Raw genomic sequence first — 18,237 nt, forward strand, 5'->3', positions numbered from 1 at the left:
ATCGCGTCAAAAACAATCCCTCAATATCCCAAGCTGGCGGCACTGCGTTTGATCAGCAATGCACTATCATGCAGCGCTTTCCTTTCATCCTGATTCATCGGGGGTCGTAGCGTGGCTTGAACCCCGGTTTGTCCGATTATCAGCGGCAGGGAAAGCGCGACGTCGGTCACGCCTTCGACCTCCGGCACCACCGAGCAAGCGGTAAACACCGTGCGTTCGTCATAAAGAATGCAGCGGCTCAAGCGTGCAAGCGCGGCACCGATCCCATAATACGTAGCGCCTTTGCCATCGATGATGCGGTAAGCAGCGCGGCGTACGCTTTCGTCAACTTGTTTTTTAAAATCTGCCGTCAGCGGGCAGCCGCACGAAGCGGCAAACTGTTCCAGCGGGATGCCCGCTATCTCGGCGCCGGACCACAGCAGCACTTCTGAATCGCCGTGCTCACCCAGCACATACGCATGCACCGAACTCGGTGAAACCTTGCATAACTCACCAAGTAGCGCACGAAAGCGTGCAGTGTCGAGGATGGTTCCACTCCCGAGCACCCGGCCCGCCGGTAAACCGGCCAGCCTGTGTGTGATTTGCGTCATTACATCAAGCGGGTTGGTCGCCACCAGCAGAATGGCATCTGCCGCGTACCGCACGATCTGCGGCACAATGTCGGCAAAGATAGCGGCATTCCTTTGCAGCAGCTGCATGCGCATTTCACCCGGCAGCTGGCCGACACCCGCGGCTATGATCACTAATCCACATCCCGCTAGATCGGAAAAATCACCACTGCGAAGGTGAACCGGATGGGAAAATGGGGTCGCGTGCAGGATATCCATTACATGCGCTTCGGCCAGTGCGCGATTCTGATCGACCAGCACCAATTCGCTGCCCACTCCCTGTAACACTAGTGAGTAGGCGGTGGTACTGCCGACCTGCCCGATACCGACGATGCCAATTTTTAATGCAGTATTCAATATAGCCTTCCAAGCCGGATAACAGGGACAACAATTCAATTTCTCTCTACGTTTGGCCTTAAGCCAGGGCCATAGAAGGCTGCCTCCATTTTATTATTTTCTTTTACTCAAGAAACTGCTCGTAGTATTTCGTTATAAAACGCGGGTAAGCCAACTTTTTCGGAATTTTTACGTCGCCAGGCTGTAACCATTGTGTTTGGATTGGTGAGGCATTGCCGCCAAGCGTGTTAATCGCCAGCTTATTGTATTCCTGTGCGAAACGTTGCCAGCGAGGTTCTACAGGGTTGGAACAAATCGGGTCAAACGAGAACGAAATACCGGAACCACCCGAGTAAAGTCCGAAGGGTTTCTTCTCTTTTTCCGGGCGATGGACGAAATAGGTCGCCCATCCGTTCGGGGCATAGCCGGTCTGCTGTTCAAACTCCTTTGTAAATTTATAGGAGTCGACGATGACACGAGTAAGTTGCGCGATATCGTGTTCATAAAACTGGAAGTCAAGACGGCGCTCATCCGCTGATGGGCGCCAGTACTCGTTAACAAAATCATGGCGTGAGTAAATAAGCTCTTTGGGTTGCGGCACTTCGACCCCCTCAAATCCGTGCTGGATCGCCAAGCGTTTTGCGATGCGAAATTCCTCACAGGCAGGCTGTGACGAAACGGGCGTTACCGAACCGAAACCTGCCTTGAATCGCTCATCTAAGAAACTCGCCAGTTGATTAAGAAATACAATCGCAAACAAAGCGTCACACGCCTCACGTTTGCTAATCAACCGATGGGCAAGTTCCTCCGGCGACTGAAAAACTTCAAATGATATTTCTGACCTGCAAAGCGTAGCCGGACGTACTTCGATCTGGCATTCGACGACGATGCCGGAGAGTCCAAACGAACACTTGAACTCATAAAACACAATTCCATCGTTATAGTCAGACAGTGTGCGAAGCTTGCCTTTGTCGTCAACATAAGTCAGAGCGACGACATGCGCGGAAAAATAACCGAGGCCATCCAACGACGAATCCTTGGTATCGCCAACCGCGACGGAGCCTACGGTGGCCTCGCCGATTTCCGCCTGAAACGGGATTTCCATTCTACGTGCTTGAAGCCACATGTTGAGCTTTTTAAGGCGGCACCCCGCCTGCACCCGAACGACCTTTCTTCCTGTGCTGTCTGATTCGAGGCCTAGAATTTCGTCGAGCTTACGCGTACACAACATCGTCCCGCCGTCATTGACGATAGTAGATGTCACAGATAATAGTGAGCCAACCGGGTGGACAGGCGTTGGAAACCGCTGCTTATCGCACACCACGGCCTGCACATCAGCGTAGCTTATGGGTTCGACATAAACGGCGGGTTTCGTTGTATGGCTCAGTCCCCAATTGCTGCGAATATGGCCTTCATTTTCAAGCAAGCCATGATAGGGTTGAGAGATCGTAATATCATTCATTGAACACCTCGAACTGATGGTTAGGGACGAGTAATCAATCGTAAATTGCTGATACTGTTATCGAAGAACCCCATATTTTCTGATATCAGGCGCTTTGACGAGCAACGATTGAGCCTTCAAGAAAGCGTCTTGTACATGAGAGGATGTCATGTGGACATCTATAGCCGAATCGCTACTCCATTCTTCAATGAAGACGAACTCGGCGAGGTCGGTTTTATCTTGTACGAGCTGATAGCTGACACAACCCTTTTCTAATCGCGTGGGTTCAACAAGACCCAGCAATACAGATTTAAGTTCCTCAACTTTATCAAGCTGAGCAGTGATCCTCGCGATCACCCTTACCACTTCACCTGACATGTGCTACCTCCAAGTATCAATCGTTTAATGTTATTCCGGCGATGATTACATAATAAGACCACACATAAAAAAGACGAATAAGCAAATTGCTTATTTTTTGATTAAGAAAAATTTGTGGCTGTATGCAAATGAACCTGAATGTAGCCTCGTAAACTTCATGAGGTTGCCTCATGTCTGGTGAGTGGATAATTGAAACCAGGTCAACGAACCTTCAAAGTAATAGGGGCGGCATGTATCGGAAATTTTATGTCCAGCACGGACATCCATAAGATATAAAAAAACTGCATGACTACCTTGGCAGCCTGCTCCCGTTTTTCAGCGCAAATGCTTGCGTCCTTCCTTCGGATGTTCCTGCACTTGACAGGCGCGGCGGTAGGCCAGTAAGGTTTTCTGGGCGTGGCCCAGCACGCTGTCATAAGGATAATTGCCCGTTCCGTTCGCGACGCCGATCGGGAAACCGGTAAGCAGTTCTATGCCTTCGTTGGTATGCTCTGCGGTGTAAATATGAAATAAACCTTTAGCGACGGCCTTGATGACCTTGTGTTCCAACATCAGATTCCGGCGATTACGGTGTGGAATCAGCACGCCTTGGCTGCCGTCCAATCCGGCCGTTTCGCAGACACGAAAGTAACCTTCTATTTTTTCGTTAATCCCACCTACCGGCAACACTTCTCCATGCTGATTGACCGCGCCGGTAACCGCGATACCTTGCTTGAGAGGCAAACCCGACAAGGATGAAAGTAAAACATAAAGTTCGGCACAGGAAGCAGAATCACCCTCTACCCCGTAATAGTCCTGTTCAAACACAATTGATGCATTAAGCGCGAGCGGTGCAATATGGGCAAATAAGGCGGACAAGTAGTTCTGCAAAATGAACACGCCCTTATCATGAATTGGTCCGGACATTTCCACCTCGCGTCCAATATTGAGCAAGCCGTCTTCACCGGCAAAGGTGCGCGCCGTGACTCGTATCGGAAAGCCGAAGCGGTAATCTCTCAGATCTATTTGGGAAAGACCGTTGAGCTGGCCCACTTTCTCACCATGCACTGTAATCAGCACATCGCCTTCGGCGATGGATTCTTGCAAACGCTGATCGGGGTAATCGTGGCGCAAGATGTGCGCCTGAAGTGCAGCCTCTACATCCGCTGCATCAACTAAAAAACCGGCACGAGCGCGGCAGAGCGCAGCACTTTCCATTACCAGCGCCTCAGTACGGGCGAAGATCGCGCTTTGGCGAGATTGGTCGTCCGCTTCTCGATGGGAACCCTCTAGCAAACGTGCTACGGCGGCGGCGGAAAAATGCGGCAGCCCCATCTCCTGGCAAGCGTGGGCGATAAAAATTGACGAAGCGCGGCGGGTTTCAGCACTGGATAAAAAGCTTTCGGCAAAGTCTACCTTGACCCGAAAGCGGCGTGCGAACTCCGGATCCTCCTCCTGCAACTCATAATACTGTTCGCGCGAACCGATCAAAATGATCTTAACTTCAACCTTCACCGCCTCGGGTTCGAGGGAAACGGCCGCAATCGGTGTGAGAGCGGTACCCGGCTCTTCGATTTGCAGCTTGCCGCTACGCAACAAGCGCCGCAACTTCTCCCACACCATTTCATCGGCCAGCAGATCGCGTAGATGCAGCATGAGAAAACCCCCATGCGCTTTGTGCAAGCTACCAGCGCGTATGCGGGTAAAATCAGTTACCAACACATCGCTTTCGGTCTGATATTCAATGCTACCGAACAGTGAGCGGAATAATGGGTTATCTTCCACGATTACCGGTGCACCGCTCAGGCCATCATTGTCCACTACCAGATTAACTCGGTAACGGGATAACACTTTACTTAATGCCCCCTGCCGACTTTCCTCATCGGTATCGGAAACCTTGAACTGCTCCACATGATCAAGTATGTCCTGCATGACCTGCTCCAGATATGCACTCAGCTTGACGTAATCTTTGCTCTCCTGTTTCAATCCGTCCCTGATTCCCTGTAATTCATGATTCAACAACGGCTTCACGACTTGGCGCCGCAACGCCGCCAAGGCATCGTTCATAGCTCGCTCCAGCGGCCGGGTTTTCTCAAAATAGCTGGTAATCTTCGCGCGCAGTTCCTGCTCAGCCTGCTCTATCTCAGCCCGATGTTCTTTCGGCAAGACAAGCACTTCATCTTCAGTAAGTGCATGCCTTTTTTTACCCAGAAAAGTGAAAACCATGTGCCCTGCCTCGCGCTGAATTGCAAACTTGCGGGCTTCGGCAAATGCATCGAGTTCGGCGTAGTTCTTGCTTTCTTCTTCCTTGTAGGTTTTTTCAATGCGCTCGCTTTCTACTTTGAAACCCTGCCCCTCCAGGCATTGCGGTATTTCTGTCTGCAGGGATTTCGTCATTCGCGCCATAAGTTGACGCAGCAAGCGTCCCTGCCCGGCAGACAAATATAGAGCCTGCGGTCTTTCCGGTGCATCGAAATTGTGCAAATAGCATAAGTCGGGCGGCACCGCCTTATTTGCGGCAGCCACCTGCATCGCTTGCCTGAGCAGCGAAGAGCGGCCACTGCCGACTTCACCCAATACGAAAAGGTTATAGTCGGACTGGTCCATTTCAAGGCCAAAGCGGGCGGCCATTTCCGCGCGCTCCTGCCCGATCCAGGGTAGTGGATATGTCAGCAATTCTGAAGTATCAGAAAACCCAAGCGAATCGGGATCAATGTTGATGCGCAGGTCGGCGGCAGTCAGATTTGAGATCAGCATTTTTAAACCACAGAGTTACACAGGATTTTCGAATTGTAACCATTAATCTGGATTACATTATTCCTGTGTCAAGACGGATGCGCTTGTGAAGATTCGCACAGCATTGCCGACTCAGCCAAATTTAATCGCCGTGCTCACCCAGCTTTTCCAGCTTGGCTAGCCATCTCATGTATCACGTAACGAATGCGTAGTCGGAACTCCGCTAATCCGAACCGGGAGAGATATGTCAGTATGCTGAGTAATACGTCGATTGGCTTACTAAGCAAAAACTGGCAGTATAAGAAATAATTCTTGGCATTCTTATTGATTCGGCCAGATTATGTTTGAAGTCCGTTCGCCTTGAGCCCGTCGAAAGGTGAATGGGCTTCGACAAGCTCAGCTCGAACGGAGTTAATACTTCACCGTGCCGGATCAATCAAAAATAAGACAAGCTCATAATCCAATCAATTCGCGCTTGCACCAACTTGCACCAACTTGCACTCAACTTGTTGCTGACCTGCGCCCAAAAATATATTGGACTTAGCCGTGATCACTTTCAAACGCAAAGTTGCACTCAAGATTGCGATGGTATCGCTGGCCCTTGCCAGTATTGCCAGCCCTCTAGCTTGGTACATATCGCGTCTAAATGCCGAGAAAGGCATCGTCTCTTTTGCCATGGAAGAGTCACACCGTGTGCTAATGCACCGGCGCGACTCTCAAAGGATAGACATGGATGCTGAAAAGTCTGCCCGCACCTTGGTAGGAGGATTGTTTGAGATTGCGGAAATCTACGATTCAAACGGAATCAAACTGGCCGAGGCCATGACTGCTGAGGGGCAATTGCTTGAGCATGAAATCCACCATCACGCGCCGCCAAGCTATCAAGACTCCATGTATGAAAGCTTTAATTTGTCCGCAGATCGTTGGGTCTTGCAAGTGTTTACGCCCTTGCGGGAGGGGAATGGAAATCTGGCGGGCTACTTCGAAGGTACTCGTCTTGTCCCCGCGTGGCAAAAAAAACAGATTCTGGTGGATTCCCTTACGGTCGCTTTGATGGTGGGATTGGCATCTTTACTTTGTGGTGGCGTGCTATTCCCCGTCGTGATTCGTCTCTCCTCCGAAACTCAACGCAAAACTCAAGAGTTGCTTGAATCGCATATTTCGATGATGGAAGCGCTGGGACGTGCAATTGCCAAACGTGATTCGATTACGGGCGCGCACAACTATCGTGTGGCATGGGTATCCGCCATACTAGCCGAGACCCTCGGAATTAAGGGAGACAGGATGCAAGCATTGATTACCGGCAGTTTTTTACACGATACTGGAAAGATCGGGATTCCCGATGCGATTCTGCTCAAGCCAGCAAAGCTAACAGAGGATGAAATGAAAGTGATGCGCACTCACGTTACAATCGGCGAAGAAATCATCAGCGGCAGTGGCTGGCTGGATGGCGCTAGAGAGGTAGTAGCCGGCCACCATGAAAAATGGGACGGCTCAGGGTATCCGCGAGGACTAGCCGGTGAGGCCATCCCTTTAGTTGCACGCATATTTGCCATAGTTGATGTGTTTGACGCCCTATGTTCAAAACGTCCCTACAAGAACCCGCTACCGCTAACCGAGGTAATGGATATCCTTCAGAAAGGCTCGGGCACCCACTTTGACCCGAAATTACTCAAAGTGTTCTCAAGTATTGCCAGTAAAGTTTACGAAACGACCGTTCACGCATCTGAAGCAGAAATGAGAGCCCTAATGAAAAAAATGGTGCGACGGCACTTCGGCAACTAACCACCCTTACCAAATTTGTCTGGTTTAGTGTCTGAATAGATCAAACGCCTATTTTTGATGGCAGAAGGGATTTTTCCAGAAGTTCATCTGCAATAGCCATGAAATCCGTCTTGCCGTTAAACAGTTTAAATGCAGATCCGGCAATCTCTCTGCCGAGACGCCAATAACTATCAAACTGGTCTTCACCGTAAAACTGATCACTCGTCGATTCATGCGGAAACTCTGGGTGACTGTCCATGTACTGCCGTATTGCAGTATCCTCACTACCGTTCATTGAAGCCTTCAGATAGATGAGTACGCCCACCGTGCCATCACTATAATTGATACGGCCGACGGCAAAACGAGAGTCACTCCAGTCTGATTCCGTTTTTAAACGGATTGCGTCAACGTTAATCAGGATCTCAGTTTTGAAGTCTAACTGGCACATGCGGATTAATCTTGCAAGACCTTCGAATTTCAGCTCTGGATCGCACTCGGCATCGCTGATGATTATCACCCGACACTGGCGCCGTATCAATTCGTATGCGGCCAAATTCTCAAAATGACCGCCATCCGAAATCATAAGGTAATTTGAATTGTCATCGGCGGCGCCGAATAGTTCTTTGACCAAGTATCCTAAGCTGAACCAGGGCGACGAAGATTTGAGAGATCTTTTCGGATTCAGAAACCACCAGCCCAAACGCACATTAAATACAGTTAAAAGAAACGCCACTGTCGAGGACGTGTGATATCCCATATTGGGGCTCGCTGCTGCGCCTGAGACCGATATCGCTTGCGCAAGCGTAAGCTGACTATCCCGGCCACCATATTCGTCTATCGAGTGGTAACCCAATGGTTTTCTCACCCCAGTGAAGGGGTCTTTCGACAGATAGCTGCTGCCCACCGCGTAGGGCGTCAGTGTAAATGACGCACAGTGCCGTGTGTGGAGCGCAAGGTCACTCGATCCGCCCAAGTTCAGCGCACAGTTGATGATATGCAATGGACCCACCGGCAGATTCTGATCACCTGTTATTCCAAGATCAGCCAAGCGCAGATCATCATTTTCGTCGAAGTCGGTGAATTTCCGGGGACGCCGTTCTCCCGCAAGAAAACGCGCTGCGCCAAGATAACATCGTGAAAGGCGGCTTCGATAAAACGCATTCAGGCTAAATTCGTTGATGTCAACCCGCCAAGCCAGAAGAAATAGGCATGCAAATGTTAAACCCATCAACCTCCACACTACTGTAATAGGCGAATCATTCATATAATGCCAATGACGTAAGTGCAAATCGGAAATGGCATCCCAACCCCAGTCAATGCCAGAAATGCTTAGTAAAATTAGATGAAGTCCGGTTGAGATGCCGACAAACAGCCCTGCGATGAAGATAATTCGGACGACAGTAACGAACAGATTCAGAAGTTTTCTTGTGGTTGTTTTCTCGGATTTTGACCTTTGCCGCACGCCACCCTTTAAATCCAATTTTCCGGCCAAAAGTCCGGCCCGCGTAATTGCCAGCCAGCCGACAATTACAGAAACACCTTTCCAAGCATGACCGTCTAAGAGCCTGTTCACGATCTTCGCAGCAGCAGAACCAGGAAGGCAAGGTGGATGAATTGCAGGCTGGTATTGAGTTTGCGTTCGCAGTTCTTCCATAGCCGTCTGCATTTCTCCAACCAGGCGAAGCTGCGCTCAACCACCCAACGCTTTGGGATGACGGCGAAGGTGTGCAGTTCGTTGCGCTTGGCGATCTGCACCGATGCCCCCAGTATTTCATCGACTGCCAACGCAAATGGTCGACCTACATAACCACCGTCAGCCAGAATACGTTGTACCTGCGCAAGGCCTGGTTTGCACCGTGCCATCGCCTGCAAGATACCTTTCCGATCAGTGACCTCAGCGGTTGGTCACCGCAACTGCATGCGGTAGTCCTTGGGTATCCACCGCAATGTGGCGCTTGATTCCAGAGATCTTCTTGCCTGCGTCATAACTCTTCTGACCCGCCGTGTCCGTGTTTTTCACGCTCTGCGCGTCCACAATCAATAGCGTCGGCTGTGCGTTGCGCCCCTGTCTCGTACGGGCCACGCCAACTTGATTTTTTTAACGCCCGCTCCAGCAGGCTCATTCCTTCCTCGTCCTGCTCACTCCACTTGGCAAAGTAGGAGTGCACCGTGCGCCATTTCGGAAACTCCCTCGGTAGCATTCGCCACTGGCAGCCGCTCTTGAGCAGGTACAGTACCGCGCTCCAGACCTCATATAAGTCCACCGTGCGGGGCTTGGTACGCTTGCGCGCCCCTTCCAGCAAGGGCCTAATTTGCTCGAACTGCTCGCGGCTGATGTCGCTTGGGTATTTTTTCTTGCGCATTCGGACATTGTCTCGGATTTCAGCAAGATCGTGAACAGGCTCTAAGATAAATGCCGTCCATTTAGGCCCATAGACAGCCGCGACGACAATCATCGTCCAGACAAAACTATAGATGCCTAGATAGGCACCGAGGCGACTCAACCATTCTCGACCCGGTTCAGTCATTTGGCGCCCCATCATACCGATTAGCATTACGATCGACAAAAGAGACGCACACAGCACCATGACTGGCGCCCAGACGAATGCGAGCCATATGCCTTCGTAAGGGTCAACCTGTAATATCACCCCAAGCTGAGGATTCGCCCATCCGTGCATCATCAGGGTGATGGCACATAGAAGTACATAGAGGACTATCACAGCAGGGATCGGAGCAAGTAATGCTATGAACAGCCCCATTTTGCCTTCCCGTTTCGAAAACCATGAGATTACCCAAAGCGAAACCAGAACTAAGGAGAGCGGAAAAGCCAAATATTGCCACCCAAGCATGAAAATCCCACTAAAGCCCAACGTATTAAATTCATTGGGCGTATGATCCTCTCTTATTTTCCCCCAAAGGATTGCTGCAAATAGGTAACAGGTCACCATTATCGGAATTACGACCAATGCCTGCACCCAGCCTTGTGAATAATTGTTATGCTGGGGTGCGTCGTTTTCCTGCCAGATATGGCTTCTCTCACCTATTAAGCCTATCAATTTAAAAGCGCTTCTTAATAAGAAAAAACCGGTCAAAACCAAGACGCAAGCAACAGGCGCGGCAATAGTCCAATTAATTTCGTCATACGTAAAAAAATTAAAGTTAAAATAATGAATTGGTCCAACCGCCATAACAAGACAGATCACAACAGCAGTGAGGCTACGGGCCCAATATTTGGGTCTTAAAAACGGCACATCATTATTCCTAGAGGGCTGCCACTGATTACTCGCGATACCGACAACGGCTAAAATAAATAGCAAGACTGTCCATCGCCAATTCCCTAACTCAGGAAACCTAAGAAAAAGCTCAAACAGCAGTCGCGGCAGCAGGAGTAACACGGCGATAGCGAAAATCACCGTCAATTGAACGAGAAGTGTATTTCGAATCCAGACAGCAGCCATTGACCAGGAATCGGCACTTAAAAAACCCATCTTGGGCGACAGGTAATTGGAGTAGCGGCGCAGATGCCTGATGGATTCCGTCCAATTGGCCCGCTTATTGAGCCAATCCTCAGATGCATCTACGAATTTCTTCTTGTCCCCTGTGTATGCTTCAGCGTAGTTTGGATCTATTGGTTCATTGGGATTCTTGAGGCATTTATTAACTACATCTTTGCGTTCGGCGGCGCGCTTGCAGTTCGCACTCAGCCAAGCGCCTATGTAACCCCCACCCGATACGGTTGACAGGTAACCTATCTTTTCCAGCAGCCCGTGTGATTTCAACCCTTCGAGTACCCCAAGGCCAAAGGTGGCGCTCCGAATTCCGCCCCCGGAGAGTGCAAGACCGACAAGAGTACTTTTAACATTCTTCCCGTCTTCATTATTCATTTCATCGGGTGTTTTTCCCGTTTGACGAGAAAAAATGTGTCGATACTCCGCTTCAAATTCATCAGTTGATATATACGGATTTTCAGTACTCATAGTGGTTCCCCTTAAAAAAGCGCACTGCTTATCACTGTAACTCCGAAATCTGCTAATTCGAATTTAATCTAGTTGCCTATACTTTTAACAGGTCAAGCCAATGCTCGAATAGGCAACGGAGTGATTCTCTCCCTGTAATAATCCAACAATATCTTGCATCAACTGACGAGCTCTGAACAGTGCCCAGCTATGGACAGGGATATGATCACACGAGACGGTACAACGACCAAGTGAAAGGGAGATCGGATGCCATTTCGGGATACACTATATGAAAGTATGTCGCGTAGTGCGAAAGCTTGAAGGAGACCCAAATAAATGTAATGTTAGCCGACCCCATTCTTTCCTGGCTGTAACTGGTGCATCAGAGATGATGGTGATGAATTTTTAGAGGTGCATTTAAACATGGAGGGAAACCCTTCGATAAGTGCAAAAGGCTGTCTGAAAGTCAGCGAACTGTAAGAGCACAGTTAATACCCAGCTACTTGCGGCGGGTGCGTTGTTTTTTCCCATCTAATCTTTGGAGTTGTCTTGTTTAAACTAATTGGTGCCTTATTAGGTTTTTATTTCTGGGGGTTTTTCGGGGCCTTTATTGGTTATTTACTAGGAAGCTTTATTGATCGTTATCAAGCTTATGGTATGGGCGGAGTTAACCCGCTTAGCCAATCTCAGCGCCAATCAGTATTTCTTGAAACTGTTTTTATTTCAATGGGTAAACTGGCTAAAGCGGATGGCCATATCTCACAAGATGAAATTGATCATGTCGAACAGTTCATTCAAAAACTAGGAATGTCCGCTGAGCATAGGCAACAGGCCATCGCCCTTTTTAAGCAAGGAGCCGATGCAAATTTTGATATTAAGCCGAACTTAAATAAATTTATTGCCATTTGTGGCAATACGAATGATTTAAAGCAAATGTTGCTGGTCTATCTCATAGTCATGGCTTTATCTGATGGGCATATTCATTCAGATGAAGAAATAATGCTAAAAGACATTGCCCGTTATTTTGGTTATGACGAGGCTGCATTTAAGCGAATGCTGGATATGGTTTTAAACCAGTCGCACTTTGCTGGAGGGCAAACATCTTCCGCCACCAGTTTGGACGATGCCTATAAAGCGCTGGGCGTGAGCAAGGAAAGTAGCGACCCAGAAATCAAACGCGCTTACCGCAAGTTAATGAGCCAATATCACCCTGACAAGTTAATGGGCCAGGGTGTCCCTGAAGACATGATCGCTGTAGCAACTGAACAAGCAAAGGAAATACAGATTGCTTATAATTTAATTACCAAGAGTCGAAAGAAAACGGGGACGTAAATAGTTTTATGCAAACGGTCGTATGGCACTTAGTAAATCATAATTAAACACGCCATTCGCCATTACCAGCGAATTCATTCGCTGTTTAAAATATCATTCTTTCTCTAGTACTATTTATTCTTTCCTGCCATAAGTGACGAAATGATATTCCAATGCCTGGGGAGTTTCCTGACTGCATGGCTCGCGCGCCAATTCCTGCCATAGTTTTTTATCAAATTCCGGAAAATGAGCATCACCTGTTACGTCTTGCCTGATTTCAGTGAGGTAGATCGTGTCCACTAACGGCATGGCCAATGCGTAGAGTTCAGCGCCACCGACAATAAAAATTTCATCATCCCCCGCACAAGCACTTATCGCATCTTCCAGCGAGTACGCCATGATGCAGCCTTCAATCTTTAATGCGTGATTGCGTGTAACCACCACGGTAGTGCGACCGGGCAGGAGCTTACCGATAGAATCGAAAGTCTTGCGCCCCATAATAAGATGATGTCCCATGGTGAGCGATTTAAAACGTTTAAGATCCGCCGGGATATGCCAAGGCAGCCTGTTATTAAGCCCAATGGTACGATTACGGGCCATCGCAACAATGATTGCCACCCTGCCCTTCCCCATTTCTTCCCTTTGTTCGTTCATCATACCGCCACGGTAGCCTTGATCGCCGGATACGGGTCATACCCTTCCAGGCTAAAATCCTCAAACCTGAAGTCAAATATATTTTTCACATTGGGATTAAGGTGCATGACCGGAAGTAGTCGCGGCTCACGCGATAGTTGCAGCTCAGCCTGTTCCAGATGATTGAGGTACAGATGTGCATCCCCAAACGTATGAACCAAATCACCTGGTTTCAAGCCGCATACTTGCGCCATCATCATGGTGAGCAACGCGTAGGATGCGATATTAAACGGCACACCCAGAAAAATATCCGCGCTACGCTGATACAGCTGGCAGGAAAGCTTGCCATCCGACACATAGAACTGGAACATGACATGACAAGGCGCCAGCGCCATTTGATCCAGCTCCCCTACATTCCAGGCGGAAACAATCAAGCGGCGTGAATCAGGATTACATTTAATCTGTTCTATAACATCTGAAATCTGGTCAATGGTGAGACCGTCCCTTACTGTCCACGAGCGCCACTGTTTGCCATACACCGGACCAAGATTGCCATCCTCGTCCGCCCATTCATCCCAAATTCTGACTCCATTTTCCTTGAGATAGTGGATATTGGTATCGCCCTGCAAAAACCATAGCAACTCATGGATGATGGATTTCAAATGACATTTTTTGGTGGTGACCAGTGGAAAACCATGTTCCAGATTAAAGCGCATCTGATAACCAAAGATACTGATCGTGCCGGTTCCGGTGCGGTCGCTCTTCCTTGTGCCGTGATTCAGCACGTGCTTCAATAAATATAAATACTGGCGCATAAAGATTCAGGGAATTAGGTGATGACTGTTTGTATAATGCCAAACAATACATAAAATTTATTGAGGAACAAATGCTAGCACAACTTACTCTCTCCCTGACACCGCCCAAGAACCTGACTAATCAACATCTGCTGGTGCTGCTACCGAAAGCCAAAACGCTACCCCAAGACTTGCCGCATAGCGACTTACTCAAGACAGTGCTGGCACGACGCAGCCTCAAGGTAGATGAACTGACTAACACGCCGGTTTCTGCTAATGCAGCTAATGGCGCGTTGATGGCCTGGACGATGCTGGATTTTTCCAAGGATGCTTTCGCCATCCAGACCCAAGTGCGCAAAGCCATGCAATTGCTTCTGGCAGAAAAGCCCAAAAGCATTGCCATTGTGGTGCTGGGTGATCCTGCGCAACGCAAGCTGGCTGCAGAGCTGGCTGTGTATGGTGCATGGGTGAATAGCGCCCTATTGCCGGAACATAAGAAAAAAGACGAACGTAAACCGCTGCGAAAAATTGAACTATATGGTTTTGCCGACAAGCAAGCATTTGTATCACTCAAGGCGCAGGCCGAAGGCAATTTCCTATGCCGCGAACTGACTGTGCTTCCGCCTAACGAGCTTACTCCAGCTCTATATCGGGCGCGAGTAAAGATACTCGCGCAACAACATGGCTGGAAACATGTTGAGTTTGACCTTAAGAAACTGCGTAAATTGGGCGCGGGTGCTTTCGTGGCTGTGGCACAGGGCAGCGCTGACGAGGATGCCGCCATCGTACATCTGCGCTACACTCATCCGAAAGCCAAGCAAACCGTCGGGCTGGTAGGCAAGGGGATTTGCTTCGATACTGGCGGACACAACCTGAAACCAGCCCGCTATATGCATGGCATGCACGAGGACATGAATGGGTCGGCCGTAGCACTCGGCATCTTGCTTGCCGCGTCACAGTGTAAGTTGGAGGTGAATATCGATTGCTGGCTGGCAATCGCACAAAACCACATCAGCCCCAAAGCGTATAAGCAAAACGATATTGTAATTGCGCTGAATGGCACCACCATCGAAATTATTCACACCGATGCCGAAGGACGCATGGTACTAGCCGATACACTCACGCTGGCGGCACGTGCCAAACCAGATTTGATAATCGACTTCGCTACCCTGACTGGCAGCATGGCCGTGGCCTTAGGCGCGCGCTACAGCGGCGTGCTCGGTAACCGCGATGAACTTCTACAGCGTGCAGTCAGCGCAGGCAAGCAAAGCGGCGAACGCCTGTGCGCCTTCCCGCTGGATGACGACTATGAAGCTGCGCTAGATTCAAAAGTGGCTGACATCAAGCAATGCACGCTGGACGGCGAGGCCGATCACATCCTGGCCACCCGATTCCTAAAGCGCTTTGTCGAGGATACGCCCTGGTTGCATATCGATCTCTCCGCGAGCCGCTGCCCAGGAGGACTAGGCATCGTAGCAAGCGAAGTGACAGGATTTGGCGTGGCATGGGGGCTACGAATGCTGCTAGAAGGTTCGCTCTCAGTCTAGGGAGACGCTGATTAATTCAAAATTTCGCGGAATTTCGCACGTAACCAATTGATTTTAAAATTTGTTAACTTCTGAAACGCGAGTTAATCAGCGCTTCCCTAGGAATCGATCTCGAAAGTGAAAGCGAGAACATTGCCCGTCAATCCCGCCACAGCAAGAAACAATGCCGTGACCAAGCCCGCGTAACGATGGATACGCACCCAGAAAAGCCGGTCAAACCAGCTTTTCCAGAATGCCCGGCACGCCGGTAACGTCATGTCAGAAGTCGATGGTGGTCGACAACAGAATCGTGCGTGGTGCCGCGTAGGTTGCGATCTGGTACGAAGGAACGGTGTCCCAATAACGACGATCGGTCACATTTTCAACGCTGGCGCGAAAGATAACCGGCCGTCCATTGATTTTGATCGCGTAACGGGCACCCACGTCGAGCCGTGCCCATGACGGCACCTTGATCGTGTTGTCTGCATTAAAGGCCTGAGACGATGCATATTGCAACCGCGCAGTAGCGGTCAGGCCCGGCATGCGCGAGAGGTCCCACTCGCTACCGAGCTTCACCACCCATTCGGGCGCGCCTGCGGCTTCCTTCCCGTCGAACTGACCATTTTGCGTTTTGGTCAGCTTGGCGTCCATCTAGGTTACGCCGCCCAGTATCCGTACACCGGGTGCAGCCTCACCGGCAAGCTGAAATTCCAGCCCGCGATACGCTGTTCTCCCGCCACGAGGTAACGGTTAGATGCATTGAGAAAGCCGCTGGGTTTGCTGATCTGAAACGCGCTAAGGCTGGTGTAGAGTTTCCCCCAATCAATCTTGACGCCTGCTTCACCCTGCTTGGTGACAATAGGGGCGAATACTTCATTCGGGTTGACGGCAGTCGACAGAGCGACAGTACCTTGCGAAAGCGCCTCTACATAATTGGAATACAGCGACACTGCATTGGTCACCTTGAAGACCAATCCGACAGCAGCCGTCGTTTTGCTTTTCAGGTAATCTGATTCAAATGCGCCAGTGGCCCAGTTATAGGCGGTGACCTGAATCTCCTGGTAACGCACACCTAATGTCAACAAGATGCGCTCATCTAACATCGACAGCGTGTCGGCCAGCGCATAGCTGTTCATCCGTGTTGACGACAATTTCGTCAGCGGCTGGTTGAGGTCAAGATTTATCGGTTGGGGCAGGGTCACCGGTTGGTAGATATTGGAAGATGGCGAAGCGGCCAGTGTGGGCTGATAGTTGTGATATCGGAAGTGAATTGGGTCGCAGCAAGCACCATTTGATGCTTCACTGCACCCGTGGCAAAACGCAGGCGCATGTTGCCTTCCATGCTGCGGGTATCCGTATCGGACGCAAGCCCGCTTCCAAAGAAATCGACGTTGCCATTCGTGTTACTGAGAATTCCAAAGGGCGAGATCATGTCACGCTTCGAGCGCGAACCGCCATAGGCCATACCAAATGTAACATTGTCATTCGCGTCATAGTCTGCACGCACGACGCCAAAGATATTTTTCTTGTCCTGATATGACCATTCCGGCCAGACGTTGTTACTGCCAGAAGGTGCGAGCGGCAATGCAGCGGCAGAGACAAAGAAATTACTTTTTGCTCCATCAATGCGTTGCCTGCTGACGCCGAAGTCACCGCTGACGCGCAAGCGCTGTCCGCGGTAATCAAGCCCGGCGGTGAATGTACTGGCGCGTTGCTTTTCATGATCGACCTGCGTATTGCCATCGCGGTGGGATGCATTGATGCGCACGCCGAATGAGTTATCCGGCCCGAAGGGCCGACCAAGATCCAGGTGACCACCAACATTTCCATCGCTGAGATAAGACGTGGTGAATCGCGTCAGAGGGATGTCACCCGCTCTCTTAGGTACCAAGTTAATTGCCCCGCCCGCCGTACCTTTTGGGGCGCCGCCGTTGACAAGGGTGTTGGGGCCTTTTAGTACTTCGACGCGTTCGATGCCGTTAAGTAGGTTACCTTCCGCACTAGCAATCCCGTACAGGCCGTCAACGCCGATTTCCTCGCGATTGATGGCGAAACCACGGATGTAGAAATTATCGAAGTACCACGGGCCAGAGATTTGAATGGCAGCATCGTTGACCATGACGTCAGCGATGCTGCGCGCCTGCTGGTTGGTAATCAGTTCGGACGTATATGCAGTGACGTTGAACGGGATGTTCAGATTATTGATGTTACCGAGCATGCCGAGTCGCGCGCCGCGCGCCACCTGACCGCCGGCATAAGGCTTGGGCAGTCACCGGGCAGACGCGCACTGCTCCGCACCATCACTACGGGCAGCATGGCCTCGTCTTCTTTCGAGGCAGGAAATACGACCGACGCAGCGCGCAATATATAACCGCCATTCTCCAATTGCACCGATTGTAGTCCGGTACCCGTAAGCAAGGCAGCGAACGCAGCTTGTGTCATGTACTTTCCATTCAGTCCGGCGGTGGTCTTGTCAGCGGTCTGTTCAGCAGTGAAAGTCAGCAATACGTTGGCCGAGCTGGCCAGACTGCGCAGCGCGGGCGCCAAAGGACCGGCCGGTATATTGTAATTCTGTCCGGCACTCTGAAGTTGCTGAGCAGCAGCGGTCTGGGCCTGCGCGGGTACAGAAAACGCGACATAGAGGGAAATGCTGCATATCGCCATCGAGACTGCATGTGCAACGGGCCTTAACATGAACGGCTGGCCCTCTATCCGTTTAGATTGATTGATACAGCGATGTTCCGCTCGGCGCTCGTTGTCTGGCATAGTTTCCTC

The 18,237-nt window shown here is 50.2% G+C and carries 15 protein-coding genes and 2 pseudogenes; 3 read left to right on the forward strand and 14 right to left on the reverse strand.

What is annotated here, in order from left to right:
• Nucleotides 1-20: 20 nt before the first annotated feature.
• From MKZ32_RS12360 to MKZ32_RS12375, 4 genes are all read right to left on the reverse strand, one after another.
• Nucleotides 21-965: an L-lactate dehydrogenase gene (locus tag MKZ32_RS12360; RefSeq protein WP_239797545.1), complete on the reverse strand. Its 945-nt coding sequence runs from the start codon at nt 963-965 to the stop codon at nt 21-23.
• A gap of 103 nt (nt 966-1,068) precedes the next feature.
• A complete protein-coding gene (locus MKZ32_RS12365; protein ID WP_239797546.1) occupies nt 1,069-2,406 on the reverse strand; it encodes an FAD-binding oxidoreductase in 1,338 nt (445 codons plus the stop codon).
• 57 nt (nt 2,407-2,463) lie between these two features.
• Nucleotides 2,464-2,763: a putative quinol monooxygenase gene (locus tag MKZ32_RS12370; RefSeq protein ID WP_239797547.1), complete on the reverse strand. Its 300-nt coding sequence runs from the start codon at nt 2,761-2,763 to the stop codon at nt 2,464-2,466.
• A gap of 315 nt (nt 2,764-3,078) precedes the next feature.
• Nucleotides 3,079-5,499 (reverse strand): Lon protease family protein, encoded by a 2,421-nt coding sequence (locus MKZ32_RS12375; protein ID WP_239797548.1) that lies wholly within the window; start codon nt 5,497-5,499, stop codon nt 3,079-3,081.
• A gap of 525 nt (nt 5,500-6,024) precedes the next feature.
• On the opposite strand from MKZ32_RS12375, the gene MKZ32_RS12380 reads away from it, so the two are divergent.
• Nucleotides 6,025-7,263, forward strand: coding sequence for an HD-GYP domain-containing protein (locus tag MKZ32_RS12380; RefSeq protein ID WP_239797549.1), 1,239 nt, complete (start codon nt 6,025-6,027; stop codon nt 7,261-7,263).
• A gap of 40 nt (nt 7,264-7,303) precedes the next feature.
• Here the strand turns inward: MKZ32_RS12380 and MKZ32_RS12385 are convergent, their stop codons facing one another.
• The 3 genes and pseudogenes from MKZ32_RS12385 to MKZ32_RS12395 all read right to left on the reverse strand — a co-directional run.
• Nucleotides 7,304-8,815, reverse strand: coding sequence for a hypothetical protein (locus tag MKZ32_RS12385; protein WP_239797550.1), 1,512 nt, complete (start codon nt 8,813-8,815; stop codon nt 7,304-7,306).
• A pseudogene (locus MKZ32_RS12390) lies at nt 8,812-9,605 on the reverse strand (IS5 family transposase). The gene MKZ32_RS12385 and the pseudogene MKZ32_RS12390 overlap by 4 nt, the downstream one beginning before the upstream one ends.
• Nucleotides 9,606-10,853: 1,248 nt before the next feature.
• Nucleotides 10,854-11,219, reverse strand: a pseudogene (locus MKZ32_RS12395) (patatin-like phospholipase family protein); the annotation flags it as partial.
• 528 nt (nt 11,220-11,747) lie between these two features.
• On the opposite strand from MKZ32_RS12395, the gene djlA reads away from it, so the two are divergent.
• Nucleotides 11,748-12,530, forward strand: a complete 783-nt coding sequence (gene djlA, locus MKZ32_RS12400) for a co-chaperone DjlA (RefSeq protein WP_239797551.1) — start codon at nt 11,748-11,750, stop codon at nt 12,528-12,530.
• A gap of 114 nt (nt 12,531-12,644) precedes the next feature.
• Here the strand turns inward: djlA and MKZ32_RS12405 are convergent, their stop codons facing one another.
• Together MKZ32_RS12405 and MKZ32_RS12410 are read right to left on the reverse strand one after the other, a co-directional pair.
• Complete coding sequence (locus tag MKZ32_RS12405) at nt 12,645-13,166, reverse strand: dihydrofolate reductase (protein WP_239797552.1); 522 nt, start codon at nt 13,164-13,166, stop codon at nt 12,645-12,647.
• Nucleotides 13,163-13,957 carry a thymidylate synthase gene (locus MKZ32_RS12410; RefSeq protein ID WP_239797553.1) on the reverse strand — a complete coding sequence of 265 codons (795 nt, stop codon included), beginning with the start codon at nt 13,955-13,957 and terminating at the stop codon, nt 13,163-13,165. The genes MKZ32_RS12405 and MKZ32_RS12410 overlap by 4 nt, the downstream gene beginning before the upstream one ends.
• 71 nt (nt 13,958-14,028) lie before the next feature.
• Between MKZ32_RS12410 and MKZ32_RS12415 the strand changes: the two genes are divergently transcribed.
• A complete protein-coding gene (locus MKZ32_RS12415) occupies nt 14,029-15,483 on the forward strand; it encodes a M17 family metallopeptidase (protein ID WP_239797554.1) in 1,455 nt (484 codons plus the stop codon).
• A 98-nt stretch (nt 15,484-15,581) separates the two neighbouring features.
• On the opposite strand, the gene MKZ32_RS12420 is transcribed toward MKZ32_RS12415, so the two are convergent.
• Genes MKZ32_RS12420 through MKZ32_RS12435 form a run of 5 tightly spaced genes read right to left on the reverse strand, consistent with a single transcriptional unit; the run spans nt 15,582 to nt 18,228 of the window.
• Nucleotides 15,582-15,740: a PepSY domain-containing protein gene (locus MKZ32_RS12420; protein ID WP_239797555.1), complete on the reverse strand. Its 159-nt coding sequence runs from the start codon at nt 15,738-15,740 to the stop codon at nt 15,582-15,584.
• A gap of 1 nt (nt 15,741) precedes the next feature.
• Complete coding sequence (locus MKZ32_RS15510) at nt 15,742-16,113, reverse strand: TonB-dependent receptor domain-containing protein (protein ID WP_275584294.1); 372 nt, start codon at nt 16,111-16,113, stop codon at nt 15,742-15,744.
• A 5-nt stretch (nt 16,114-16,118) separates the two neighbouring features.
• A complete protein-coding gene (locus tag MKZ32_RS15515) occupies nt 16,119-16,664 on the reverse strand; it encodes a TonB-dependent receptor domain-containing protein (RefSeq protein ID WP_275584295.1) in 546 nt (181 codons plus the stop codon).
• Complete coding sequence (locus MKZ32_RS12430; RefSeq protein WP_239797556.1) at nt 16,661-17,704, reverse strand: TonB-dependent receptor; 1,044 nt, start codon at nt 17,702-17,704, stop codon at nt 16,661-16,663. Before MKZ32_RS12430 ends, MKZ32_RS15515 begins: the two co-directional genes overlap by 4 nt.
• Nucleotides 17,656-18,228 (reverse strand): STN domain-containing protein, encoded by a 573-nt coding sequence (locus tag MKZ32_RS12435; protein ID WP_239797557.1) that lies wholly within the window; start codon nt 18,226-18,228, stop codon nt 17,656-17,658. Before MKZ32_RS12435 ends, MKZ32_RS12430 begins: the two co-directional genes overlap by 49 nt.
• Nucleotides 18,229-18,237 lie beyond the last annotated feature (9 nt).

This window comes from Candidatus Nitrotoga arctica (assembly GCF_918378365.1).
GTDB classification, from domain to species: Bacteria; Pseudomonadota; Gammaproteobacteria; order Burkholderiales; family Gallionellaceae; genus Nitrotoga; species Nitrotoga arctica.

Bases quoted from the DNA above. Each gene is read 5' to 3' on its own strand.
- MKZ32_RS12365 (WP_239797546.1), bottom strand. From the start codon at position 2,406: ATGAATGATATTACGATCTCTCAACCCTATCATGGCTTGCTTGAAAAT.
- MKZ32_RS12370 (WP_239797547.1), bottom strand. From the start codon at position 2,763: ATGTCAGGTGAAGTGGTAAGGGTGATCGCGAGGATCACTGCTCAGCTT.
- MKZ32_RS12375 (WP_239797548.1), bottom strand. From the start codon at position 5,499: ATGCTGATCTCAAATCTGACTGCCGCCGACCTGCGCATCAACATTGAT.
- MKZ32_RS12405 (WP_239797552.1), bottom strand. From the start codon at position 13,166: ATGATGAACGAACAAAGGGAAGAAATGGGGAAGGGCAGGGTGGCAATC.
- MKZ32_RS12410 (WP_239797553.1), bottom strand. From the start codon at position 13,957: ATGCGCCAGTATTTATATTTATTGAAGCACGTGCTGAATCACGGCACA.
- MKZ32_RS12415 (WP_239797554.1), top strand. From the start codon at position 14,029: ATGCTAGCACAACTTACTCTCTCCCTGACACCGCCCAAGAACCTGACT.
- MKZ32_RS12420 (WP_239797555.1), bottom strand. From the start codon at position 15,740: ATGACGTTACCGGCGTGCCGGGCATTCTGGAAAAGCTGGTTTGACCGG.
- MKZ32_RS15510 (WP_275584294.1), bottom strand. From the start codon at position 16,113: ATGGACGCCAAGCTGACCAAAACGCAAAATGGTCAGTTCGACGGGAAG.
- MKZ32_RS12435 (WP_239797557.1), bottom strand. From the start codon at position 18,228: ATGCCAGACAACGAGCGCCGAGCGGAACATCGCTGTATCAATCAATCT.